The 25163-nt window shown below is 63.1% G+C and carries 16 protein-coding genes; 6 read left to right on the forward strand and 10 right to left on the reverse strand.

The window, feature by feature from the left end; all coding sequences use genetic code 11:
- The first annotated feature begins 107 nt into the window (after positions 1-107).
- Positions 108-1343: a TIGR03862 family flavoprotein gene (locus tag LOY67_RS23940; RefSeq protein WP_265064723.1), complete on the forward strand. Its 1236-nt coding sequence runs from the start codon at positions 108-110 to the stop codon at positions 1341-1343.
- Between the two features lie 160 nt (positions 1344-1503).
- On the opposite strand, the gene LOY67_RS23945 is transcribed toward LOY67_RS23940, so the two are convergent.
- From LOY67_RS23945 to LOY67_RS23970, 6 genes are all read right to left on the reverse strand, one after another.
- Positions 1504-2673, reverse strand: a complete 1170-nt coding sequence (locus LOY67_RS23945) for an IS4 family transposase (RefSeq protein ID WP_265064268.1) — start codon at positions 2671-2673, stop codon at positions 1504-1506.
- A gap of 114 nt (positions 2674-2787) precedes the next feature.
- Positions 2788-4125, reverse strand: coding sequence for a DEAD/DEAH box helicase (locus LOY67_RS23950; RefSeq protein WP_265064724.1), 1338 nt, complete (start codon positions 4123-4125; stop codon positions 2788-2790).
- Between the two features lie 58 nt (positions 4126-4183).
- Positions 4184-5086, reverse strand: a complete 903-nt coding sequence (yedA, locus tag LOY67_RS23955) for a drug/metabolite exporter YedA (RefSeq protein WP_265064725.1) — start codon at positions 5084-5086, stop codon at positions 4184-4186.
- Positions 5087-5379: 293 nt separating this feature from the next.
- Complete coding sequence (locus LOY67_RS23960; protein ID WP_265064726.1) at positions 5380-5991, reverse strand: PolC-type DNA polymerase III; 612 nt, start codon at positions 5989-5991, stop codon at positions 5380-5382.
- Positions 5992-6013: 22 nt separating this feature from the next.
- The gene (locus tag LOY67_RS23965; RefSeq protein ID WP_030140338.1) at positions 6014-6493 is read right to left on the reverse strand and encodes an NYN domain-containing protein; all 480 of its coding nucleotides are present in this window, start codon (positions 6491-6493) and stop codon (positions 6014-6016) included.
- 128 nt (positions 6494-6621) lie between these two features.
- A complete protein-coding gene (locus tag LOY67_RS23970) occupies positions 6622-7392 on the reverse strand; it encodes a DUF2076 domain-containing protein (protein WP_265064727.1) in 771 nt (256 codons plus the stop codon).
- A 177-nt stretch (positions 7393-7569) separates the two neighbouring features.
- On the opposite strand from LOY67_RS23970, the gene LOY67_RS23975 reads away from it, so the two are divergent.
- The gene (locus tag LOY67_RS23975; RefSeq protein ID WP_265064728.1) at positions 7570-8229 is read left to right on the forward strand and encodes a YciC family protein; all 660 of its coding nucleotides are present in this window, start codon (positions 7570-7572) and stop codon (positions 8227-8229) included.
- Positions 8226-9305 (forward strand): endonuclease/exonuclease/phosphatase family protein, encoded by a 1080-nt coding sequence (locus LOY67_RS23980; RefSeq protein ID WP_265064729.1) that lies wholly within the window; start codon positions 8226-8228, stop codon positions 9303-9305. The genes LOY67_RS23975 and LOY67_RS23980 overlap by 4 nt, the downstream gene beginning before the upstream one ends.
- Positions 9306-9444: 139 nt before the next feature.
- Here LOY67_RS23980 and LOY67_RS23985 read toward each other — a convergent pair whose 3' ends face one another.
- Both LOY67_RS23985 and LOY67_RS23990 read right to left on the reverse strand, forming a co-directional pair.
- Positions 9445-11097, reverse strand: coding sequence for a ShlB/FhaC/HecB family hemolysin secretion/activation protein (locus LOY67_RS23985; RefSeq protein ID WP_265064730.1), 1653 nt, complete (start codon positions 11095-11097; stop codon positions 9445-9447).
- A 29-nt stretch (positions 11098-11126) separates the two neighbouring features.
- Positions 11127-17828: a YDG domain-containing protein gene (locus LOY67_RS23990; RefSeq protein WP_265064731.1), complete on the reverse strand. Its 6702-nt coding sequence runs from the start codon at positions 17826-17828 to the stop codon at positions 11127-11129.
- A 192-nt stretch (positions 17829-18020) separates the two neighbouring features.
- Here LOY67_RS23990 and LOY67_RS23995 point away from each other — a divergent pair, with 192 nt between their 5' ends.
- Together LOY67_RS23995 and LOY67_RS24000 are read left to right on the forward strand one after the other, a co-directional pair.
- Complete coding sequence (locus LOY67_RS23995) at positions 18021-18716, forward strand: response regulator (RefSeq protein ID WP_265064732.1); 696 nt, start codon at positions 18021-18023, stop codon at positions 18714-18716.
- 59 nt (positions 18717-18775) lie between these two features.
- Complete coding sequence (locus tag LOY67_RS24000; RefSeq protein WP_265064733.1) at positions 18776-20719, forward strand: ATP-binding protein; 1944 nt, start codon at positions 18776-18778, stop codon at positions 20717-20719.
- Here LOY67_RS24000 and LOY67_RS24005 read toward each other — a convergent pair.
- Both LOY67_RS24005 and hrpB read right to left on the reverse strand, forming a co-directional pair.
- Positions 20696-21622, reverse strand: coding sequence for a Fic family protein (locus LOY67_RS24005; RefSeq protein ID WP_265064734.1), 927 nt, complete (start codon positions 21620-21622; stop codon positions 20696-20698). The genes LOY67_RS24000 and LOY67_RS24005 overlap by 24 nt on opposite strands.
- Positions 21623-22116: 494 nt before the next feature.
- Complete coding sequence (hrpB, locus tag LOY67_RS24010; RefSeq protein WP_265064735.1) at positions 22117-24633, reverse strand: ATP-dependent helicase HrpB; 2517 nt, start codon at positions 24631-24633, stop codon at positions 22117-22119.
- A gap of 95 nt (positions 24634-24728) precedes the next feature.
- Here hrpB and LOY67_RS24015 point away from each other — a divergent pair, with 95 nt between their 5' ends.
- Positions 24729-25148: a polyribonucleotide nucleotidyltransferase gene (locus LOY67_RS24015; protein ID WP_265064736.1), complete on the forward strand. Its 420-nt coding sequence runs from the start codon at positions 24729-24731 to the stop codon at positions 25146-25148.
- Positions 25149-25163 lie beyond the last annotated feature (15 nt).

Genomic DNA, 25163 nt, shown 5'->3' on the forward strand with positions numbered 1-25163 from the left:
TCCAACATTGATGTCGCTGATCCACCGCAATCGCGAGCAGGCTCGCTCCCACAGGATTTTTGTGCTGATAGAATGCCGCGCTTATTCCCATCTCTGCAGTCCACGCCATGACCTCGACCGCCCCATCCACCACCCCAACCATCGCCATCATCGGCGGCGGCCCTGCCGGCCTGATGGCGGCCGAGGTGTTGAGCCAGGCCGGCATTCGGGTCGACCTGTATGACGGCATGCCCTCGGTGGGCAGGAAGTTTCTGCTGGCCGGTGTCGGCGGCATGAACATCACCCATTCGGAAGCCTTCCCGGCGTTCCTGTCCCGCTACGCCGAACGCGCACCGGATATCGCCCCATTGTTGCGGGCATTCGGCGCGGATGAGCTGTGCACCTGGATTCATGGGTTGGGCATCGACACCTTTGTCGGCAGTTCCGGGCGAGTGTTTCCCACCGACATGAAAGCCGCCCCGCTGCTGCGTGCCTGGCTCAAGCGCCTGCGCGATGCCGGCGTGACGATCCACACGCGGCATCGCTGGCTCGGCTGGAACCCCGACAACAGCTTGCGAATAGCCGGCCCGGAAGGTGAAAAGACGCTCCAGCCCGACGCCACGCTGCTGGCGCTGGGCGGCGGCAGTTGGTCGCGCCTGGGCTCTGACGGAGCCTGGATGCTGGCGCTGGAACAGCGCGGCGTCGCCCTTGCGCCGTTGCAACCCAGCAACTGCGGCTTCGACGTGCAGGCCTGGAGCGATCTGCTGGTCAGCAAATTCGCCGGCGCCCCGCTGAAAAACATCGCCATCGGCCTGAACGACGACGTCCCCCGTCTCGGCGAATGCGTGATCACCGCCACCGGTGTCGAAGGCAGCCTGATCTATGCGCTGTCGGCACCGATTCGCGAGGCCATCAATCGCCATGGCAGCGCGACGATCCATCTGGACCTGCTGCCGGGCCGACCTGTGGATAAAGTACTCCAGGCCCTGAGCAAACCGCGCGGTTCACGCTCGATGGCCAAGCACCTGCACAGCCAGTTGGGGATCGATGGGGTCAAGGCTGCGTTGTTACGCGAGCTCACCCCTGCCGATGGCTTCGCCGACCCGGCACGCCTGGCCCAGGCCATCAAGGCACTGCCCATCACTCTGGTGAAAACCCGCCCCCTGGACGAAGCCATCAGCAGCGCCGGCGGCGTGATGTTCCAAGCCCTGGACGAAAGCCTGATGCTCAAGCGGATACCCGGCGTGTTCTGCGCGGGGGAGATGCTCGACTGGGAAGCGCCGACCGGCGGCTATCTGCTGACGGCGTGCTTTGCCAGTGGGCGGGCGGCGGGGTTGGGGATGCTGGAGTTCTTAAGGCAGTGATCATTCCCACGCTCTGCGTGGGAATGCCTCAACGGACGCTCCGCGTTCGGCTTTTGGGACGCGGAGCGTCCCCGGATGCGTTCCCACGCGGAGGATGGAACGCAGAGCGTCCCCGGATGCATTCCCACGCGGAGCGTCACTAGTGTCCGGTAAAACCTTTTCATAGCTGAAGGCTACCCTGGGCAGCCTTCAGCTCTGTTCGTTCTTGCCTTCGATATCCGCGGTGTGTGTCGCTGAGCGGGCGCTCAAACAAGCTATGAGCCAGCCGGATAGTGAAGTTTGAAAGTGAGTCTGAGCAGGCCGAGCGTTGTTGATACAGGAGCAGCAAAAGGTATGTGATCAGCGCGCTGTAGATTTGTAGACGCACCGCGTTTTCAGAGAATCCGAAGTACCGTTTGAGCTTGAGTTTTTGCTTGATCCACTTGAAGAACAACTCGATCTGCCAGCGCTGCTTGTACAGGTCGGCAATTTCTTCAGCTGAGCGTGAAAAATCATTAGTCACCAGGATCAGCGGCGTTTCGTGATCATCTCGACGAACCTGGACCCGACGTACGGTTTGGTCGTGATAGTGATTTAACCGTCGTGTATTCAGGTGTTTTTTGCCAAATCGCACGGCTTCGTCCGACTCTATGAAGTCGGCATTTTCCCCTCTGTTCAGATCCTCTACGTGATTCACATTGGCATTTTTTTTGAGTCGTGTGACGAAGAACGCCCCCACCTGATCAATCTGGTGCCACCAGTTGTAATCGCAGTATCCCTTGTCGAAAACGTACGTGATGCCTGCTTCAAGCGGCATGGTCAGGGCGTCACTCAGGTCATTGACGTTGGCGGCAGTGATGTTCACGTAAGTGGGTGCTGTTTGTCGTGGATCAATTGCCACATGCACCTTCAGGCCTTGTGTTATGCGGGTTTTCGTCGCAGCGGTCCAGTCGTCGAAGCCGGGACCGCGCAAGGTGATTGAGGTCGAGTCGATCAGCGTGACCATCGCTTCCAGGGACTTGCGCTGCTTGCGGCCAACGCCCTGCAGCAAGTGCTCGCAGGCCAGCCGAAAAGGCTCTGAACTGCGTTTGCTCAAGGCATCACAAAGCGTTGAGCGAACCATGCTGCGAGCGTTGAGATGATAATGGTGAGGTTCCAGCGATTGCGATGCTGTCGCCAAGGCGCGCAGGCTGCTGGCTTGTGTTATCTGACCAAAGATCAGCGTGACGAGCAGATCCCAAGAGCTGAATTGCTTGGCATAACGATCAGCGCCACAGCGTTTGACTGCATTTTTGAACAACTGATGAGGGAGTGCTTGGAGCATTTGTGAAAAGCGAGTGCTGCTGAACATAGCCGGAATCGAGTCTGAAAAAGCCGAGTATCGCTCAAAGGCAGGTACAGCAAGGGGGAGCAAGCTCCCCCTTCAGTTTTTACCGGACACTAGTGACGCGTCGCGTGGGAACGATCAAGGCTTGCGCTTACGCGGCCCGGTATTGAATACCGGCACTTTGCGTACCGGCTTGACTGAAGGCTCCACAGGTCCCGAATCGCCGCTGTCCACCCACTTGCCGAGGTTGCGCTTGCCGCCACCGCCCGAAGCTTTTGGCTTCTTCGGCTTTTTCGGCTTCTTGATCACCTGGCCACTGGCGTCGGTATCCGGCACCCGGTGCTCAGGCTCGAAGTCCTGTTCCATCTGGCGAGTCAAGGTCTGGCGGGTCAACATCTCGATGGCCGACAGCAGGTTCACTTCATCGGCACACACCAGGGAAATCGCCTGCCCTGTGGAGCCCGCCCGACCGGTCCGGCCGATGCGATGGATGTAGTCTTCGGCGACGATCGGCAGGTCGAAATTCACCACCAACGGCAGGTCTTCGATATCCAGCCCACGGGCGGCAACGTCGGTGGCGACCAGGATCTGCACTTCACCGAGCTTGAAACGGTCCAGTGCGCGCTGGCGGGTGGCCTGGGGCTTATCGCCGTGGATACCATCGGCGTTGACGCCCAGGCCCTGGAGTTTTTCCACCAACGCATCGACACCGTTGCGGGTCTTGGCGAACACCAGTACCTGTTTCCACTTGTTCTTGCGCAGCAGGTGCACGAACAATTCCGGCTTGCGCTTCTTGTCCACCGTCACCACCCATTGCTTGACGGTGTTGGCGGCGACGTTGCGCGGGCTCACTTCGATGCTCAGCGGATCGTTGAGCATCTGCCCGGCCAGCAAGCGGATCGCATCGGAAAAGGTCGCCGAGAACAGCAAGGTCTGGCGCTTTTTCGGCAGTGCCTTGTAGATATTCGCCAGTTCCTCGGAGAAGCCCAGGTCGAGCATGCGGTCGGCTTCGTCCAGCACCAGGGTCTGCAACTGGTTGAACTTCAGTGCGTTCTGCCGGAACAGATCGAGCAATCGCCCCGGCGTGGCGACCAGCAGGTCGACACCTTTGCGCAGCTTCATCATCTGCGGGTTGATGCTGACGCCGCCGTACACGGCGTAAGTGCTCAACGGCAGGTTCTGCGCGTACTGACGCACGCTTTCATGGACCTGCTCGGCCAGTTCGCGGGTCGGCACCAGGATCAGCGCCCGTACCGAGTTGGCGGCAACCTTCGGCCCTTCGGTGGTCAGCAACTGCAACAGCGGCACGGCGAAACCGGCGGTCTTGCCGGTGCCAGTCTGGGCCGCCGCCATCAGGTCGCGACCGGCCAGCACTGCCGGCATGGCCTGGGCCTGCACCGGGGTCGGGGTCTGGTAGCCGAGCGTCTCGAGGGCGCGCAACAAGGGTTCGATCAGGCCAAGGGTGGCGAAAGTCATGGAAGTACCGTAGGAAAAATCAGCGCAGGGTGTGCAATGCGCGGCAGTTTACCTCAATTCAGGATTCAACCGGCGCAGGCTTGGGCTTGCGCCATTGGGGCAGCCCGATCAACACCACGGCGCTGATGATCACCAGCATCGCCAGGGACTCTTCGACGCCGATGCTTTCGCCGGCGAACACGATCCCCAGCAGCACCGCCACGGCCGGGTTGACGTAGGCATAACTGGTGGCCGCTGCTGGTCGTACATGCTTGAGCAGGTACATGTAGGCGTTGAAGGCGATGATCGAACCGAAGAAGGTCAGGTAGGCCAGCGCAAACCAGCCCTCGAACGGCGGGATGCGCTCCAGGTGTTCGCCGCTGGCGAAGCTGCCGATCAACAGCACCACACCACCCGTCAACATTTCCACGGCACTGGCCATCGCCCCCGCTGGCAGCGGCAGATGCTTGCTCAGCACCGACCCGAAAGCCCACGACGCCGCCGCGAACACCAGCAAGGTTGCACCCAGCGGGCTGGATTGCAGGTTGGAACCCAGGTTGAGCATGGCAATGCCGATCAGCCCCAGCACAATCCCCGCCCATTCCAGGCGGGTATTACGCGTTCCCCAGAAATAGCCGCAGAGCAAGGTAAACAGCGGCACCGTCGCCACCGCCAACGCCGCCACCCCGGACGCCACGCCGGTGTGCTCGGCGACACTGACCGCGCCGTTGCCGAAACTGAGCAACAGCACGCCGATAATGGCCCCGGCCTTCCACTGCGCCCAGGTCGGCGCCGGTGCCCCGCGCCAGCGCAGGAAGCCGTACATGAGCGAGCCGGCCAGCACGAAACGAATCCCGGCCAGCAACAGCGGCGGCCAATGTTCCACGCCGATGCGGATCACCAGGTAGGTCGATCCCCAGATGACATACAGGGCGAAGAAGGCAGCGATCAGCGGCAATGGAAAACGGCGTGGGCCAGGCATGGTCAGCTCGAAGTCAGGACAATGAGAGGCGATATTCTAGAAAGGCGACGAACGAAAAATAAGCTACAAAACCTGTTTATCCAACCCATACAGGTCTCAGCAAAACCTCGATCGTGCTGTCCAGCGCCATTGAAAGCGGGTGCCATTGGGGCAGTTGGAGGGCAACGGGAAGTAGACGCCCTAACTTGTGGGAGCGAGCCTGCTCGCGATAGCGTCAAGTCAGTCAATATTTGCGGTGCCTGACACACCGCTATCGCGAGCAGGCTCGCTCCCACAGGGGGATCGCGGCGGTCTTAGAATCCGCGATGGCGCTTGAGATGCTCATTGATCTTCGCCGCCGGGACCTTCTGCAAACTGCACAGCAGATCATGGGACAACTCCCGCAGCCCATGCTTTTGTCGCAGTTCCGACGCCAGGTGCGCGGTGAGGTTGGCGGCCATTTCGGCGTCGGCCATGGCCCGGTGGGCCTGGCCGGTATGGGGCAGGCCGGCGAAGGCGTTGAGGGTGCCGAGCTTGTGATTCGGCGCGGCCGGCATCAGGCGTCGGGCGAGCAGTAGCGAACAGGCAAAATTCTGCAGGCGGGTGCGCTTGATCCGCCCCAGCTCGAAGTCCCAGAACTTCTGGTCGAACGCGGCGTTATGGGCGAGCAGCGGCGTGATGCCGACGAACTCGTTGACCTCGTTCATCACCCGCTCGGCCGGCGGCGCGCTGCGCAGCATGGCGTTGCTGATGCCGGTCAGTTGCTCGATGAACGCCGGCACCCGCACGCCGGCATTCATCAGGCTCTGGTAGCGGTCGACGATCCGGCCTTGCTCGAGCATCACCACGGCGATTTCCGTGGCTCGGCAACTGCTGCTCGGGGTGATGCCGGTGGTTTCAAAGTCGATGACTGCGATGCGTTCCAAACCTGTCTGAACTCCGTAACGATCAATTCTTGAGCAGCAGCGCGCCTTCGATGGGCACGTAGCGACTGGCGGCACGGATCAGCGAGTTGGCCGTCAACCCCGGCACGCCGTACGCCACCGCCTGCACACCGTGCTTGCTGATGATGCGCTCGAGCAGCATGTCGAAATCGCCGTCACCCGAGGCCAGCACCACTTCGTCGACGTGGTCGGCGGCGTCCATGATGTCGAGCGTGATGCCCACGTCCCAATCGCCCTTGGCCGAGCCGTCGCTGCGCTGGATGTAGGGCTTGAGCTTCACGGTGAAACCCAGGTTGCGCAGGATCTGCTGGAACTGCTGCTGCTTGCTGTCGCCACGATCGATCGCATAGGCATAGGCCTCGACGATCTGCCCCTGCTTGCTGACATCGGCCCACAAGGCGGCGTAGTTGAAGTGACAACCATAGGCCTGGCGCACGGTGTAATAGAGGTTCTGGACATCGGCGAACACTGCGATTTTCTTCACCGCGGTTCCTCTTGAATGCACAAGCGTACAGGCCACCAGGCCCGAAAAGGCACCCAGTATGCCAGCCCGAAGGAGGCTTCCGCGAATAATCGGTCCGAGGCGCGTGGACGCCCCGGACGAATGGCAGGTCAGACGAAGGAATCGTCGTCGCCGAAGAAGGAAGAGTCGTCGCTGTAATCCGCGTCGCTGAAGCCGCCCTGGTCGTTGCCGTAGCTGTCGTTGTCGGCCATGCGCTGGTCGTCGCCCCAACCGTTGTCGCCGCTGCTGCCGACGTCATTGACCGGTTGGGCGGGCTCTTCCTTGATGACCTCGACGATCTCCTGGGGCTGCTGGCCGCTGTGGAACAGGCTGCTGATACCTTGCGCCAGCATCACACCACCGGCCACGCCGGCCGCGGTTTTCAGGGCGCCGCCCAGGAAGCTGCTCGCCGCCGGGGCTGGTTGTTGCGGTGCGCCATAGCCCGCCGGCGGCGCGCCGAAGCCCTGCTGGGCCGGGGCATTGTTGAAGGCAGGTCGCGCCGGTTCACGCCAGCCGCCGCCACCGGTTGCCGGAGCACCTGGCGCGGGAGCCGGCCGCGAATCGCGACTGCTGCCACCGAAGATGCTCGAGAGAAAACCACCGCCCCCGCTCGGCGCCGAAGGCTGGCTGCGGGCGTTCTGCAGATCGGTTTGCAGTTGCTGGACCTGCTCGGTCAGCTGCCTGTTCTGCTCATCGAGGCGCTTGATTGCCGCCTCTTGCACCAGAATCGCCTGGGCCATGAAATAACCGGCCGCAGGCTGATTGGCCTGGTGCTCCTTGATCCGCGCCTCGGCCTGGGCGTCGCGCGGGGCTGAATCCTTTTCGGCCTGTTGCAGCCGTGAAAACAGTCCATCGATCAGGGTTTGTTCTTCGCTGTTCATGGCGACCTCATCAGATTGCCGGGTAGAAAACCAAGCCGGTTCCGCAGAACCGGTGCCCACCAGTAATGGGGCTTGCCACGGAGGTTTCAATGGTCTTTACCTGATGTTTACGTTTGCTTGTGCGGGTGCCTGATCGGTTAAAGTGTCGGACCGCTTCTGGACCTGCGATCCCGACTCATGAATCCGTTTGACGTGCTGCGCGACTCTTTGTATTTCTTCAAGCGCCATCTGGGCCGGATCGCCCAGCTGTGCCTGCCACTGGTGATACTCGAGGCCGTGCTGCAACAAGCCGTCGACAGCGCCGTCGGCCCCGACGGTTTTCCCGGCTATAGCGTGATCGTCGGGCTGCTGGTGTACCCGGTGTACACCGCTGCGCTGATCCTGTTTCTCGACGCCCGCAGTCGCGGCGAATCGCCGCACATCCGGGACCTCCTCGCTGCGTCCCTCACCCTCTGGCCGCGCTTCGCGTTGCTGACCGCCCTCAACACACTGCTGATCCTGCTGGGTATTTCGTTGTACATCCTGCCGGGCCTGTGGCTGATGGTGACCCTGGCGTTCAGCGAATACCTGCTGGTGCTCCGGGGCCTGGCACCGCTGTCGGCGATGAAGGAAAGCCTGCGCATGAGCCGCGGCCAGTTCGGGCGGATCCTGTTGTGCATCATGGGCGTGATGGGCCCGCTATGGCTGCTCAAGGGCGTCAGCGTCTCGGTGTATCCACCGCCCCAGAACCCCTTGCTCGGCCTGTTGATCGACAGCGTTCACAGCTTCCTGCAACTGTTCACCAGCGTGGTGCTGTTCCGGATCTTCATGCTGGTCGGGGACAAATCCGAGCCATGACCCGTTTACTGCGCTACACCCTGCTGGCGCTGTTATCGGTCCTTTGCCTGGCCGCCTTGGCCATCTACGGCCTGACCTGGCGCCCCCAAGCCCGGGAAACACTGCCGGTCAGTTGCACCGCCAACGCCGCGCCGCTGATGCCCGGCCAGGCCGTGAAGGTGATGACCTGGAACGTCCAGTTCCTGGCCGGCAAGCGCTACGTGTTCTGGCACGACCTGGCCCAGGGCAACGATGAAAGCCCGACCCTGGAAGACATGGCTTTCAGCCTCGACGAAGTGGCACGGGTCATCCGCGACGAGCAACCGGACATCGTCCTGTTGCAGGAACTGGACAACGGCGCCAAGGCCAGCGACTACCAGAACCAGCTCAAGCTACTGCAGGAACGGCTCGCCGACCTTTACCCCTGCAGCACCAGCGCCTTTGACTGGAAGGCCGACTTCATACCCGCCCCGCATATCTTCGGCAGCGTCGGCCGGCAACTGGCAACGCTGAGCCGCTACCGCATCGATCACGCCGAACGGGTGCAACTGCCGGTGGCCGAGGCCAACTTCATCAGCCGTCAGTTCCAACCGAAGAATGCCCTGCTGGTGAGCCACATTGCGCTGAACGACGGCAGCCAACTGGCCGTGCTCAACACGCATCTGGAGCGGGCCATGCAGCCGGACGAAACCCTGCCCAAGCAAGTCACTGCCGTGGCCACGGCCCTGGACCGGTTCGAATCCCAAGGCATGCCCTGGTTGATCGGTGGTGACTTCAACCTGCTGCCCCTGGGCCAGTACCTGCGCCTGCCGCCCGAACAGCGCACACCCTACGCCGCCGACAGCCCGCTGCACCTGCTGTGGGACAAGTACCCGATGATTCCCACCAACAACGAGGCCAGCGGCATCGACCGTGCACACTGGCTGACCCACTACCCGAACGACCCCGGTCTCAACGGCCCGGACCGCACCGTCGACTACCTGTTCTACAGCCCGCGCATCAAACGGGTCGAGGCCCAGGTGCGGCAGGACGACACCTTGCGCATCTCCGATCATTTGCCGGTGATTGCGCGTTTTTTGTTGCCGGTTACGCCTTGATCTGAAGCTCACCACAAACAAATGTGGGAGCGAGCCTGCTCGCGATGGCGGCGTGTCAGTCAATCGCAAGGTTGCTGACATATCGCTATCGCGAGCAGGCTCGCTCCCACAGGGGGATTGCTGAGCCTGGAACTGTCGCTTAGAACCCTATCGCCGCCTGCGCCCACAGCCTGGCGCCATGCTGATCGGCACTGTCCTTGCCTTCGGTGGCCCAGGCTGAGGTGAGCGAGAACGCCAGTTTTTCCGTGCCCCAACCCAACCCCAGGCCTGCGCCGCCCAGGTGCGTGCGGTTGTCGTCGGAAGTCCAGCGGCGATGATTGATCGCCACCGTGCCGGCGTCATAGAACGTCTGCAATTGCCAGCCCGGCGCCGGCTGCCAGCGCAGCGCCAGGTTGGCCAGCCAGCCTTCGTCGCCAATGGCCTCGCCCTGGGCGAACGCCCGAACGCCATCGCTGCCGCCGAGGCTGAATTTTTCCGCCGAGCTGAGGTTCTCATCGGCCTTCTGCCCCCTGAAGTTGAAAGCCAGCGACCAGTTCGGCAGCAGCGCCTGGACCCGTTGCACCTGGTAGCCAAGCTTGTTGAAGTGCCCGGCGCTCCTGGCGCTGGCGGCGTCTTGTGCCTGGCTGTCATCATCCAGTTGCAAACGCCCCGTCGTCAGGTTCACGCCCAGGCTGTTGCTGCCCAGCAACCGGTCCTGCCAGTCACCGTTGAGGCCCAACACGGTATTGCGCAAGCGTTGCTCGGTGACGGTAGACGTAATGCCCACGGTGTCACGCAGGTTCTTGGCATCCAGCTGGAGCTGGCCATACCAGTTGCTCGTCGGACTGCGCAACAAGGGCTGGCGCAGATACAGGCTCGCGGTGTTGGCGGCTCCATCGGCGTCCAGCGCTTCGAAGTTCTTGCCCAGCCGATAGTCGATATGCGAAACCGCCACACCGACGCGGGTGCCATAGCTGCCGATGGGCAACTGATAACCCAGGCGCTCGTAGTGCATGTCGGCATCACTGGTTTGCAGCCGCAGGCTGAGCTGGTCGCCGCGATCCAGGGGATTGTTCCAGTAGAGGCTGGTGCCCGCACGGTATTCGCCGGTGTAGGTGCTGCCGAAGTTGTCGACGTCGGCGCTGCCTTGAACGCTGCGGGTCTTCTGGACTTCGACCAGAAGGTCCGAAGCCCCCAGCGTGCTACCGGGACGCAAGGTCGATTGAACGCGGGTGCCGGGCAGGTCCGACAAGGTAAGCAGCGCCCGATCCAGGCTGCTTTCCTGCACCGGGGCATTGAGCGGCAACGCCTGCACGGGTGCCAGCGCCGAGTCCTTCAAACCCGCGGTATTGGTGACGCTCACCTGGCCCAGGTTGCCTTCCAGCAGGGCAATTTCCAGTTCGCCGTTCTTGACCTCCTGGGCCGGCAGATAGGCACGGGCCACCAGGTAACCCGCATCCCGGTAATACCGGCTGACGCGATCGGTCAGGCGGCTCAGGTCAGCAAAGGTCAGCTCCTTGCCCACGGCATCGGTCACCACGCCTTGCAGCACCTCAGCGCTGAAAGCCGTGTTGCCGCTGAAGCGAACAGCCGTCAGGCGCAGCCGGGGACCACCCTCGGGCACACTGCCGAAACGGGGCTTGTCGATGGTCAGCGCGGGGGCTTCGCTGCTGGGCGCCACCAGGGGCTGACGCGGCTCTTGCAGGATCTGCCCGGCATCCGGGGTGGCGGCGACGGCCTGGGCGGTCGCCAGGGTCAGGACCACGGATAACGAGCTCAGTGGAAAACGGGACAGGCGGAATGTGCAACACATCGAGACGTATGCTCTGGGAAAGTAGGAAATCAGTTGCAGACCTGGCCAGCGTCCAGGCGCAGACCACAGTCGCGGATGCGCACGATCCCGTGGCCATCATCGAGCGGGGCCAGGCCTCTCGAAGCGACGACGGGGATTTTGGCGACTGACGCGGAAGGCTCCAGTTGCGACCCCGGCGGACTGGCTTGCAGGCCTTGCTGGGCCTGGGCCAGCGCCGGACTGACAGTCGGTACCGGTACCGCGTTGATCAGCAACGTGCCGTCCACATACGTCAGGTTGTAGTTGCCCGAACTCAGGCCGCTCGCGCTGATGTTGTAGCGACCCGCCTGGCTGGCGCCCTGGGCGCTGCCGCCGTAGACCAGGCTGCCGCCCAGCACGCTGCTGCTCTCGCCGTTCACCAAACCGTTGTAACTCACGCCGTTGCCACCGCTGTAGGCACCGCCGCCGACGCGACGGCTGTCATTGTTGGCCGTCACGGTCAGTGCCGCGGGGGTGATGTCGGCCGTGCTCGTACCACTGTTCGAAGCCAGCAAGTAGTTGCCGGCGTCGCCGCCATTGAGGCCATTGGTGTAGGTGACAGTCTTGCCGGTGCCGGCATTCTTGTCGCTGAAGCTGCCACTTTGGCTGAGGAGGATACTGTCGCCAGCGATCACACCGCCCAGCACGCCGCCACTGAGGGCTGCGACAGTGGTGCCGTCGTAGCGCTTGTTGGCTGCCGTGGTCCCGCTGACGCTGAGCGTCGCGGCGGTGATGTCGGCGGTAGTGCTGCCGGCGGCCACGACGTAGTTGCCGGCATCGCTGCCGCTCAGGTTGTTGGCGACGGTCACGGTCTTGCCGAGGGCGGCGTTCTTGTCGCTGAAGCTGCCGCTCTGGCCGAGCGCCACGCTGTCACCACTGATGACACCGCTCAGTGCCCCGCCGCTGACAAGGGCGGTCGTCGTGCCGTCATAGGTTTTGCTGGCAGCGCTCGTGCCGCTGACGGTCAATGTAGCCGCCGCGATGTCGGCGGTGGTCGTGCCGCTGCCGGTCGCCAGCAGATAGTTACTGGCACCGCTGCCCGAGAGGCTGTTGGTATAGCTGACCAACTTGCCCGTCCCGGCATTCTTGTTGTTGAAGCTACCGCTCTGGCTCAGCGTCACGCTGTCGCCGCTGACCACCCCGCCCAGGCTGCCACCGCTGAGGATGACGCCGGTGGTGGCGTCGTAGGTCTTGTTCGCGGCACTTGTGCCGTTGACCGTCAATGTGGCGGCGGTGATGTCAGCGAGCGTCGTGCCGCTGCCCGATGTGAGGACGTAGTTGTTCGCGTCCAGTCCGGACAAGCTGCTCGTGTAGCTCACCGTCTTGCCGGTCGCGGCGTTCTTGTCGCTGAACGAACCGTTCTGACTCAACGTGACGCTGTCGCCGCTGACCACTCCACCCAGGCTGGTGCCGCTGAGGGTAACGCCAGTGGTGCCGTCGTAGACCTTGTTCGCCGCGCTTGTGCCGCTGACGCTCAGGGTGGCGGCGCTGATATCCGCCGTAGTCGTCCCGCTGCCCGAGGCGAGCAGGTAGTTGCCGGCACCGCTGCCGCTCAGGCTGTTGGTATAAGTGACCGTCTTGCCGGTGGCTGCGTTCTTGTCGCTGAAGTTGCCGCTTTGGCTGAGGCCGACGGTGTCACCCGCGATCACACCACTCAACACACTGCCGCTGAGGCTGGCGGTTGTCATGCCGTCGTAGGTTTTGCTGGCAGCGCTCGTGCCGCTGACGGTCAACGTCGCGGCGCTGATGTTGGCCGTGGTGCTGCCTGCGGCGACGATGTAGTTGCTGGCGTCGCTGCCGCCCAGGCTGTTGGCGAGGGTCACCGTCTTGGCGGTGCCGACGTTCTTGTCACTGAAGGTGCCAATCTGGCTCAGTGTCACGCTGTCGCCGCTGATCACCCCGCCCAAACTGCCACCGCTGAGGATGACACCCGTGGTGGCGTCATAGATCTTGTTCGCAGCGGTGGTGCCGCTGACCGTCAACGTCGCGGCACCGATGTCGGCCGTGGTGCTGCCCGCAGTCACGATGTAGTTGCTGGCATCGCTGCCGCCCAGGCTATTGCCGATGGTCACGGTCTTGCCGGTCGCCACGTTCTTGTCGCTGAACGTACCGCTCTGGCCGAGCGTCACGCTGTCGCCGCTGATGACGCCACTCAGCGCGCCGCCGCTGAGGGTCGCGACCGTGGTGCCGTCATAGGTCTTGTTGGCCGCCGTGGTGCCGTTGACCGCCAGCGTCACCGCCATGATATCGGCCGTGGTTGTGCCGCTGCCAGACGCCAACACATAGTTGCTGGCATCACCGCCGGAAAGGCTGTTGATGTAGCTGACAGTCTTGCCGGTCGCCACGTTCTTGTCGCTGAACGTGCTGCTCTGGCCGAGCATGACACTGTCGCCGCTGACGATACCGCTCAGCGCACCGCCGCTGAGGGTAGCGGCCGTCGTGCCGTCATAGGTCTTGCTGGCCGCTGTAGTGCCGTTGACCGCCAGCGTCGCTGCGGTGATATCCGCCGTGGTCGTGCCGCTGCCGGCGGCGAGCACGTAGTTGCTCGCGTCGCTGCCGGAAAGACTGTTGGTGTAGCTGACCGTCTTGCCGGTCTGCGCATGCTTGTCGCTGAAGGTGCCGCTCTGGCCCAGGGTGACCGCGTCGCCACCAAACAGACCGCTCAACACACCACCGCTGAGCGTGGCGGCGGTCGTGCCGTCGTAGGTCTTGCTGGTGGCCGTCGTGCCGCTGACCGCCAGTGTCGCTGCGGAGATATTCGCCGTGGTCGTGCCGCTGCCGGACGCCAGCACATAGTTACTGGCACCGGAGCCGCCGAGGCTGCTGGTGTAGTTGACGGTTTTCCCGCTCGCCGCGTTCTTGTCGCTGAACGTGCCGTTCTGGGCGAGCGTGACCGTGTCGCCGCTGACAATGCCGCTCAACGCACCACCGCTGAGGGTGGCGGCCGTCGTGCCGTCGTAGGTCTTGTTGGCCGCCGTGGTGCCGTTGACCGTCAGGGTCGCCGCCGTGATATCGGCCGTGGTCGTACCACTACTGGGGATGAGTACGTAGTTGCCGGCATCGCTGCCCGAAATGCTGCTGGTGTAGTTGACTGTCTTGCCGGTCGCCGCGTTCTTGTCGCTGAACGTACCGCTCTGGCTCAGACTGACCGTGTCGCCGCCGAACAGGCCGTTCAAGCTGCCGCCACTGAGGGTGGCGCCGGTCGTGCCGTCGTAGGTCTTGCTGGCGGCGCTTGTACCGCTGACGTTCAGTGCGGCGGCAGTGATCCTGGCGGTGGAGGTGTACGCGCCCAAGGTGTAGTTACCGGCGTCGCTACCGGTGAGGCCCAGGATCAAGGCTTTGTTGCTGCCCACATTCTTGTCGGCAAAGGTGACGTTGCCGCTCAGGCTCACCCTATCGCCATTGACAACCCCACCCAGCGTCGGGTCGGGGATGAAGGAAGTAGCGGCGGTCGTGCCGTCGTAGACCTTGTTGAACGTGAAGAGGGTACCGTTGAACGTCAACGCGGCCGCCGTGATGTTGGCGGTGGTGCTGCCCGCCGCCACGACGTAGTTGCCCGCATCGGCGCCGGAAAGGCCTGCTGTCACACTCTTGCCGATACCCACATTCTTGCTGTTGAAGACGCCACTGCCACTCAGGCCCACGGTATCGCCACTGAGCACCCCACTCAGGGTACCGCCGGTGACGGTGGTCGCCGTCGTGCCATCGTAGGTCTTGCTGGCCGCCGTGGCGCCGTTGAGCGTCAATGTGGCCGCTGTAATGCTGCCGGTGGTGCTGACGAGGTAGTTGCCGGCATCGGCGCCGTCGAGGCCGACGCTCACCGTCTTGCCGCTGCCCGCGTTCTTGTTGTCGAAGACGCCGCTACCGCTCAGGTTCACCGTGTCGCCGCTGATGACGCCGTTCAGGGTGCCGCCGGTTACGACGGCCGCCGTCGTGCCGTCATAGGTCTTGGTGGTGACGGTAGCGCCGGTGTTGGTCAGCGCAAGAGGAGTAATCGTGGCGGTGCCATCGACGATGTCCAGGTCGTAGCCGAATTGACTGGAATACAACCCACCGATGTCGATGCTGTGGCTGCCGACGTTCTTGCCGCTGCTGTTGCCGTAGGCCGCCGTGCCGAAGACGAGGCCGAGGTTTGCGCTGCTGTCGCCGATGGTGTAGCTGCCGCCGCTGAAGGCGGTGCCGCCGTCGTAGGTCTTGCTGACGTCATCGGTGGTAACCGCCAGTTCGGTCATGAAGCTGCGTAGCAGCGGCGCGGTATGGCCTTCGTAGATGCGCCAGATGGCAGAGCTGCCGCCACTGCTGGCCAGGTCCCAGCCGTTGAAACCGCCGGCCTGCATCATCTGCGTCGTGGTGAACCCGGTGCCGCCGGCGCTGCTGGCCTGGCCGGTGGTTTCGATGTTCCAGAGACTGTTGGTGACGCTGGTGCTGCCGTTTTTAACACCCACCAGACCGCCGACATCGGAACTGCCAGTGACACTGCCGGTAGCGTAGGTCTTGCTGATTTTAGTGCCCACGTTGGTGGCCTCGCCAACCAGGCCGCCGACACTGCGCGAGCCGCTCACGCTGCCGGTGGCGTAGGCGTTGCTGATCACGCTGCCGGCGGCAGTGCCCACCAGGCCGCCGACATTATTAGCGATGCTATAGACAGCACCGTAGGTGGGGCTGTCAGGGTCAGTATCGGTATAGCTACCAATCACGTTGCCGGCGGCATAGGCACTGTTGATGGTGCTGAACAGGTCATAGCCCACCAGACCGCCAAAGGCGCTACCACCGAAGCTCGTATTGGTGACGTTGCCGGTGGCATAGACATTGGTCAGAGTGCTGCCTGCGCCAAGCCCCACCAGCCCGCCGACAGTATTTTCACCGCTCACACTGCCCGTGGCGTGAACATCGCTGATCGTGTCGCCTTGACTCCAGCCCAGCAGCCCACCGACATAGAAGGTGCCGCTCACGCTGCTGGTGGCGTAGGCATTGCTGATGGCGCTGTTCTGGCTCTGTCCCGCCAATGCGCCGACATGCGTGTCGCCCGCCACGCTGCCACCCAGCAATCCGACGTCACGTATCACGCTGTTGCTGGCCAGACCGAACAGACCGACGTTACTCGCGCCACTGGCGTCGATCGTCAGGTTGCTGAGGGTATGCCCCAACCCGGCAAACGTACCCGTAAACGCATTGTTGCCGTCACCCACCAGCGCACTGGTATAGGTCGTGCCGCTGGCATCCAGGTTCTGCGCCAGCGCGTACTTGCCGCCCAGGCCGGTGCTGTCGATGGCATCGAGTTCGGCCATGCTGTGGAGCAGCGTGTAGCCGGTGCCATTGATCGCCAGCATGGCGTTGGCGCCGCTGAGGGTGATGGGGGCTTTGACGTTGTAATCGGTGCCGGCCCTGGCGGTGCCCGTCGCGGCAGAGTTGCCATGATTCAACGCCAGCCCGGCGCTGGCCCCAGTGGCAGTGATGGCCGCATTGATGTTGATATTGTTATACGCGTTCAGCGTCAACGTGGTGTTGGCGGCCCAGTTCACCGCGGCATTCACGTTGATGTCGCCGCTGTCGCTGCCACTGCTGTTGTCGGTGGTCAGCGTGACGTTGGTGGTCGCCAGGTTGTTCGCCAGCGTGGTCGCGCCGATGCCGCTGCTGGTCTGGACGGCGTTGCCGGCGGCAATCGTGAAGTCGGTCGGGTCGACCAGCCAGGTGCCGGTCTTGCCCTTGGCGGACTGGGTGTTGAGCTTCGCGCCATCGGCCACCTGCACATGGGCGCCACTGGTTTCGATGAAGCCGCCCCCATGGCTGCCGCTGGCCGAGGCGTCCAGGGTGCCGGCGACCTTGACCGTGCCGCCGTTGGCGCCACCGAGCAAAACGATGGTGCCGCCCGAGGCGTCGATGCCCTTCGCTTCGATCACGCCCTCGTTGTTGACCACGGTATCGAGCAGCGCGTCCTTGGCGCTGGCGGTGAGGATCACGGTGCCGTTGTCGGCGCGGATCAGGCCCTTGTTTTCGGCCAGGGCGTTCAAAGTGCCGGCGTCGACCTGCACCGACAGCAGCTTGTTGCCGCTGAAATCCAGGGTGACGCTGTCGCCGGCGGCCAGCGCGGCGGTGCCATTGGCCAAGGTGATCGTGCCCTGGTTGCTGACCTGCTTGCCCAGCAGGGCGACATAGCCACCGGTGAGGCTGCCCTGGTTGACGACGTTGCCTTGCTTGCCGTCGCCGGTAAATCGGGCCTTGCCGGCCATGAACTCCGCGTCGCCCAAGGAGAGTGTCGACGCCACCAGCCCACCGACGTTGACGCTGGCGCCGTTGCCGAACAGCACCCCGTTGGGGTTGAGTATCCACACCTGGCCGTTGGCACTGAGGCTGCCGTTGATGTAACTGGCGTCAGAACCGAGCACGCGGTTCAGGGCAATGGCGCTGGCATTGGGCTGGATGAAGTTCACACTCTCGCCGGCGGCGATGCCGAAGCTGGCCCAGTTGATAGCCAGGTTCTGGCTGCCCTGGGTGATGGTCGTGTTGCTTCCGTTCTGGGCAATGCTGCCGCTGCCGGCACTGACCGTACCGCCGACCGGACTGGCCCAGGCACCGCTGCCCAGCAGGGCCGCCGTGAAACCCACGACCACGGCGCTACGACCGGCGGCCTTGCCCCGGCTCTTGGCCGTTTCGGGAGCAGGGACATAACGCTGGACAGAGTCGTTCCAGACAAGGCGGTAGGTATGGTTCACAGCGAGGCCTTTCTTGGGAAGAAGGTGAGAAAGTGGGAAAACTCAGTCCTTTAATCCCTGGCTGCGCCTCTCCTGTGCCGCTGCGCGAAGCATGGTATTAACGGTGGGCAAGACTGTCTGTAGAACGAATGAGCTACAGCGCCCGGTAAAATTCGCCCGACTTTTCATGCCCGCCCAGCGCATAATGGCCCTATGCTACCCACCCGTACCGACTCTGAACAGCCCCGCATCCACGTTGCCATCGTGGAGGACGACTCCTGCTTCAGCACAGCCTTGATCCAGATCGTGCACCTCGCTCCGGACATGCGCCTGGCAGGCATGGCCGGCAACTGCGCAGAAGGGCTTGCCATGCTCGAAGGCCCGCCGGCTGACGTGCTGCTGGTTGACCTCGGTTTGCCCGATGGTTCTGGAATCGACGTGATCCGGGCCGCCTCGCGGCTGTGGCCGAGCTGCAACATCATGGTCAGCACCAACTTCGGCGACGAAACCCATGTCATGCGCTCGATTGAGGCCGGTGCGGCGGGCTACCTGCTCAAGGACAGCTCGCCGGCAAAAATACTCGATGAAATCCGCAGCCTTGCCAGCGGTGGCAGCCCGATCAGCCCGATCATCGCGCGGCAGATATTAGCCCGCTTCCGGCAAGCCCCGGCGCCTCTCGCCGCAGACCAGGAACCGGGCGCGGAACCTGCGCCCTTGCTGTCGGTGCGGGAGAAAGAGGTGCTGGACTACATCACCAAGGGCTTTACCGCGAATGAAATCGCCCGGCTCATGCAGTTATCCCATTTCACGGTGCGATCTTTTGTACGACGCATCTACAGCAAGTTGAAAGTGACCTCCAAGGCGCAAGCCATCTATGAGGCAAGGACGCTGGGGCTATTGGCCGACTGAACGGCACGCGGATGAGTTTCACCTTTGCGCGCCAACTTCCACCCAGTGACACATTGCCCATGAAAAACCGCTCCACCCCGCTATTCGCCCATCTGGTGCTCATCTTCTCCGTGGCGTTGCTGGCCTTGGTGGGCGTCCTGTACATGAATGCAGGTGACCGGCAGCCGCCCGCCGCCAGCCTGCATATGACCCAAGCCCAATGGCAGGCTTCGGATTCGCCGGGTTTCAACCCGCCGCCGCCCCTGCTGGACAGCAAGGCCCTGGCGGATAACTGGCAACCCGCCGAGCTGCCTCTGGCACCGTCCATCGCTTTGCTGCGCCAGGCCGATGCGTATGCCGCGACCGGCGCAACCCGCACCACCTGGCTCAAACTGTCCCCCCAAGGTGTATCCACCGCCTCCTGGCCACTGGCGCTGTACGCTGCCCGCATCAAGACGGATGGCACCATCGCGGTCTATGTCAACGGCCGCCTGGTGCATCGGGCACAGCAGCAAGGCCCGCTGTGGAATGGCACGCGTACCCCGCTGTGGGTGGTCCTGGAAAAAGAGCCCGATGGCACACCCGTGCGCGAAATACTTATCCGCCTGGAGCACACGCAAAAAACCCAGGTGGCGGTATCGTCGTTGTGGCTGGGCTCCGCCGAGTCGCTGCGCAGTCGCTATTACATGCGCCAGTGGCTGCAGCGGGAGTTGCCGGCGATGCTCAGTTCGGCGTTCCTGGCGGTGGGTATCTTTGCGCTGTTCGTCTGGTTCAAGCGCCGCCAGGAAACCGGCTACCTGCTCTTTTTCAACCTCGCCGCCACGTCTTTCTTGCGCGGCCTGCATTTCTATGTGGATTTACCGATCGCCAACGACTGGTTTGCCTGGCTGACGGTCAACTCCCTGTTCTGGCTGGTCATGGTCGTACACTTTTTCCTCTGCCAATTGCATGGCCGTCCGCTTAAATGGCTGTCTCGCAGCCTGGTGGGCGTCACGGTCCTGCTTGGCGTGCTGACGCTACCGGTGCTGGCAGTGCTGCCGAACACTCCCAAGGTCACCCCGCTGATTTATATGATCGCAGCACTGATGGGCAGCACCGTTGGCCTGGTCGGGGGCATCAGTGCCTGGCGCTGCTCCAGGGATGGACGGCTGGTGGCCCTGGGCATCGGCGCATGCACCTTGTTCGGCATAGCGGACTGGCTGCTGCAGAACAACTTCATCAGCCCCGAAGGCTGGTACCTGGGTGCCTACACCAATGCCGTCTGCTTCAGCATCTTCGGGGTCCTGATGTATCGGCGCTATATCAAGGCCATTGACGATGCGGAACAGGCCAGCGCCAGCCTGGCAAAGCGTCTGCAAGCGCGAGAAGCCGAGCTTGAACTCAGCCACCAGCAACTGCGCGAAACGCAGATGCGACAAACCATCAGCGACGAACGCCAGCGCCTGATGCAAGACATGCACGACGGCCTGGGCTCGTCGCTGATCAACGCCATACGCTCGGTGGAAAGCGGCGGCATGAGCGACAGCAGGGTTTCCCAGGTCCTCAAGGACTGCCTGGACGACCTGAAGCTGACCATCGACTCAATGGAGCCGGTCGAAGCCGATCTGCTGCTGTTGCTGGCGACCCTGCGCTTTCGCCTGGAACCTCGTCTGGAAGGCACTGGCGTCAGTTTGCGGTGGGAAGTGCAGGAGCTTCCCACGCTCACCTGGCTCGACCCCTCCAGCGCATTGCACATCCTGCGCATCATCCAGGAAAGCATCGCCAACATCCTGCGCCATACCCACGCCACCGAGATCCGCGTGAGCACCGCGCTGGAAGCAACGGGCGTGCAAGTGAGCATCGAGGACAATGGCCACGGCTTCGATGTCAGAAAAGCCCTGGCAACCGCCACGGGACGCGGCCTGCACAACCAGCAACGCCGCGCCCAGGCCATTGGCGGAGCAGTCGCCTGGGAGTCCGGGGCAACAGGTACGCGGTTCATGCTGCGGTTGCCGCTGGCGTCAGGGGTGAAATCGTCTGTGTAGATCGGGGAAGACTATTTGTGCGAACCAGACGGGGAGAGCCGGATAAATTTGCCGAGATTTTGGGGACGGCGCCTCTACCACACCCAATTCGATGAGTTTCTTTAGCTGCTCGCCTGCCGTCTTGTCGATGAGACCTGTGTAGATCTTGAAATCAGCCCGGCTGACCTCTCCCTGAGTCAGCAAGATGTGCAATGCCCTCGCTGCGTCTTGCTTGATACCCGCCTGTATGAAGCGAGGCTCCAGGCCGATGACCCTCTCAAGGCGCATACGCAGTTCGCCCAAATCCACCTGTTTCTCTATATAGCCCATCTGATCGACGCAGACCTGGAGCATGAACTCGACAAATTCGATAAGTGCAGCCTGTGAGAGTAGGTCCCGCCCATCAAGATCACCTCGTCGAGACTGATCAGCTGCCCGCAACCGGGCGTAATACTCGTCCTGGCATCGAGCGAGTCCGCGAGAGAGCGACCACAGCGGAGAAGCCAGCCCAAGCTTATGCAATTGCAGATGCGTCACCATACGCACCACGCGCCCATTGCCATCTGCAAAGGGATGCACGAACGCCAAACGATGATGATAGGCCAGGCAGGCCAATATTTTCTGTCGAGGATCACCCAGCCGACCGTATACGTCCTGCAGGCGACCCAGCATTGACACCACAGAGTCGAAATGGGGGGCTGCATGATCACCAACCAGTACGTTTCTCTGGGCCGCGTCCCGAAGCTGCCCTGGAACCAGCATCGTTCCGTCGATCAACCTCAGATCATCCTGACTGGCGGTCTCGAAGAGACGCCTGTGCACACGACTGAGCAGACCTGGATCAAAAAAATCTCGCCATTCCAGAATGGCACCGGCCTGTCGAGACAGGCGCTCAAATGCCTCTTGGGCACCGATATGGCTCATGGCCAACTCGTTCAGTTCCTTGGCGTTACGCCGGGGTGCCCGCGGAGAGAGTTCTGCCGGCTCAGTGTACTGCCCCTCAATCAGGTTGCTGTAGTAGCTGTTCGTAATACGGATAAGCCCTGCCAACCTCGTGGCTGTTGCTGAGGGCAATAGGCCGCTAAGCCGTCCCGCCTGGATCGGCAGCCGCTCTGCAGTATCCAGTAAGCTTTGAGGGAAAGCGGGAGAGGGAAGAATAGGCTCGAGCCATCTAACTCCTGAAATGAACTCCTGCGGCATCTGTCCGGCCTCAAACTTTTCAGCGCTATATTCGGATTTCTATTCGGAAACCGTTCTAACCAGAGCCCCTTTATTCCCTGGCCCGGGTGGTGGGACTATAGATTTTTTCGAGAAATAATTTCGGATTTTTTTTCGTAAATTATTTCGGATTTTCTGGTGGGAAATTTCCCACCTTCGATCGGCCCCGGAAATGTGAAGTTTGCATTACCTGCAACCCTTCACTTACGCGGTTTGACCCGCGCCGTCGCCTCCGCCACCAACGGATCATCCGGCCAGTAATGCTTGGGATATCTCCCTTTCAGATCCTTCTTCACCTCGGCGTAGGTGCTGCGCCAGAAGTTCGCCAGGTCCTGGGTCACCTGCACCGGCCGGCGTGCCGGGGACAGCAGGTGCAGCTTGACCACCTGGCGTCCGCCGGCGATGCGTGGGGTGTCGGCCAGGCCGAACAGTTCCTGCAAGCGTACCGCGAGGATCGGTGGGTGCTCGCTGTAGTCCAGGCGGATCGACGAGCCCGAGGGCACGCTCAGGTGGTGGGGTGCCAACTCGTCCAGCCGCTGCGGCAAGGGCCAGGGCAGCAGGTTGTGGACGATGCTCGACAGGTCCAAGTTGGCAAAATGACTGAGCCGCGATACCCGTCCCAGGTACGGCATCAACCAGTGCTCAAGACTTCCGAGCAGCGCTGCATCGCTGACGTCGGGCCATTCGCTTTCGCCCCTGGCGTCCAGGTCCAGCCGACGCAGCAGTGCTACCCGCGCCTGCCATTGCCGCAGCTCCGGGGTCCAGGGCAGCAGTTCCAGGCCCTTGCGCCGGACCAGATTGACCAGCGCCTGGCTGCGCGCCGACTCATCGAGGCCGGTCAACGGTTCGCGGCTGAGCACCAGTTCGCCAACCTTGCGCTGGCGCTCAGCCCGCAATACGCCCTCGCGTTCGTCCCAGTCCAGTTGATCCACCGCATGCACCTGCTCGGCCAGCACGGAATCGAACAGCGCCGGGTCGAAATCCGTTGCCAGGTAGATCCGCTCTTCCCGCTGGCCCTGGCGGCTGCCGAGATCGGCGATCACCAGCCAGGCTTGTTTCATCAGGCTGTCGGCCTCGGCAAACAACGCCGCACGACCGTTGGCCAGGCGGTACTCAGCGCCGCCGGGCCGGCGCTGTTGCGCGACACGATCAGGGTAAGCCAGCGCCAGCAGCGCACCGAGCCAGCGTGGGTGATCGGGATCGGCCACGGCCTCCTCGGCCTTGCCCCGCAGGTAGCCGCGATACTGCCGGGCCAGTTGCCGCGCCCGCGTCACGCCGCCTTGCGCGCCTCGCGCCGCCCGTTCTTCGCCGGACAGCAAGGCCAGGCGACTGTGCAGGTCCGCGCCGGCGCCCCTGAGAATGTCCCGTTCGCCCAACAGCGCCGCAACGCTGCAGGCCATGTCCGCCAACCCCAGCGCCTGCCCGCGCAACAGCAAATGAGCGATACGGGGATGCGCGGGCAGTTCGGCCATGGCCTGGCCGTGGCGGGTCAGTTGCTCGCCGTCCAGCGCACCCAGGCGTTGCAGCAGATCCTGGGCCTGGGCGTAAGCGGCGGCGGGTGGAACGTCGAGCCAGATCAATTGCTGCGGCGTCACGCCCCAACGTCCCAGTTGCAAGGCCAGTCCGGCCAGGTCCGCGGAAAAAATCTCCGCGCTGCCGTAAGCCGCCAGTTGTTCATGCTGATCCTCGGACCACAATCGATAGCACACCCCCGGCTCCAATCGCCCGGCCCGGCCGGCCCGCTGAGTGGCGCTGGCCCGGGAAATCCGCTGGGTGTCGAGGCGGGTCATGCCGCTGCCCGGATCGAAGCGTGGGACACGGGCCAGCCCGGCGTCGACCACCACCCGGACGCCGTTGATGGTCAGGCTGGTTTCGGCGATGTTGGTCGCCAGCACCACTTTGCGCAGGCCAGGAGGTGCCGGGTCGATGGCGGCACGTTGCGCCGCGAGGTCCAATTCACCGTGCAATGGACAGAGCAACACGTTGCCGCCCTCGCCCAGGGCATCGGCCAGTTGCTGGTGGACACGACGGATCTCCGCCTGCCCGGGCAAGAACACCAGCACGCTGCCGGTTTCATCGTGCAGCGCTTCGAGCACGGTCTGCACCAGCCGCGGCTCGATGAACTCGCCAGGCTGGAACGGTCGGCCCCAGCGCACGGTCACCGGGAACATCCGGCCTTCACTGCGCAGGATCGGCGCGTCGTCCAGCAACCCGGCCAGGCGCTCGCCTTCCAGGGTCGCGGACATCAACAGAATCTTCAGCGGCTGGTCTTCACGAAACAGCTCCCGGCCGTTGAGACTCAAGGCCAGGGCCAGGTCGGCGTCGAGGCTGCGCTCGTGAAACTCATCGAATATCAGCAGCCCCACGCCTTCCAGCGCCGGATCGTCCTGCAAACGGCGAGTGAGAATGCCTTCGGTGACCACTTCAATGCGGGTCCTGGGGCCAACCTTGCTGTCCAGGCGAATCCGGTAGCCGACGGTTTCACCCACCTTCTCGCCCAACTCACTGGCCAATCGCTCCGCCGCCGCCCGTGCCGCCAAGCGTCGGGGTTCGAGCATCAGAATGGTCTGCCCGGCCAGCCAGGACTCGTTCAGCAAGGCCAGCGGAACGCGGGTGGTTTTACCGGCGCCGGGCGGCGCTTCAAGCACGGCTTCATGGCGCGACGCCAAGGCTTGACGCAGGGCGGGTAAAACTTCATCAATCGGCAAAGAAATCATGCTGGCTCCAAAACAGAGGGCCGAGTATAACGGCGAACTGTTTGGCGTGGTCTGGACTCAAACCAACAACGCCTCTACTTGCTCAGGAGATTGTTATGCGTATTCCCTTTCGCGTGATCGGCGGCGTTCTGGTCGCCACCCTGCTGACCCAAATCAGTGCCTGCGGCTCGATCTTCTACCCTGACCGTCGCGGCCAGATCGACGGCAAGATCGACCCGACCATTGCCGCGCTCGACGCCGTCGGCCTGCTGTTCTACATCATCCCCGGCCTGATCGCGTTCGCGGTGGACTTCGCCACCGGCGCCATTTACTTCGAGCCGGGCAAGACCGCCCAGGTCGCCCCGGAAAAACTCAAGCAGGCCGTCAACCCTGACGGCAGCGTCGACAACCATAAACTGCAAGCCATCCTGGAAAGCGAACTGGGCCGCAGCTTCCCCCTGGACGATCCACGGCTGATCCAGCACAAGGGCAGCGCGCAGCAACTGGCCGCCCTCGGACTCAAACCGGCCGCATAACGGGCGCTACGCAAG

Origin of the sequence: Pseudomonas sp. B21-056, assembly GCF_026016325.1 — a bacterium.
Lineage (GTDB): Bacteria > Pseudomonadota > Gammaproteobacteria > Pseudomonadales > Pseudomonadaceae > Aquipseudomonas.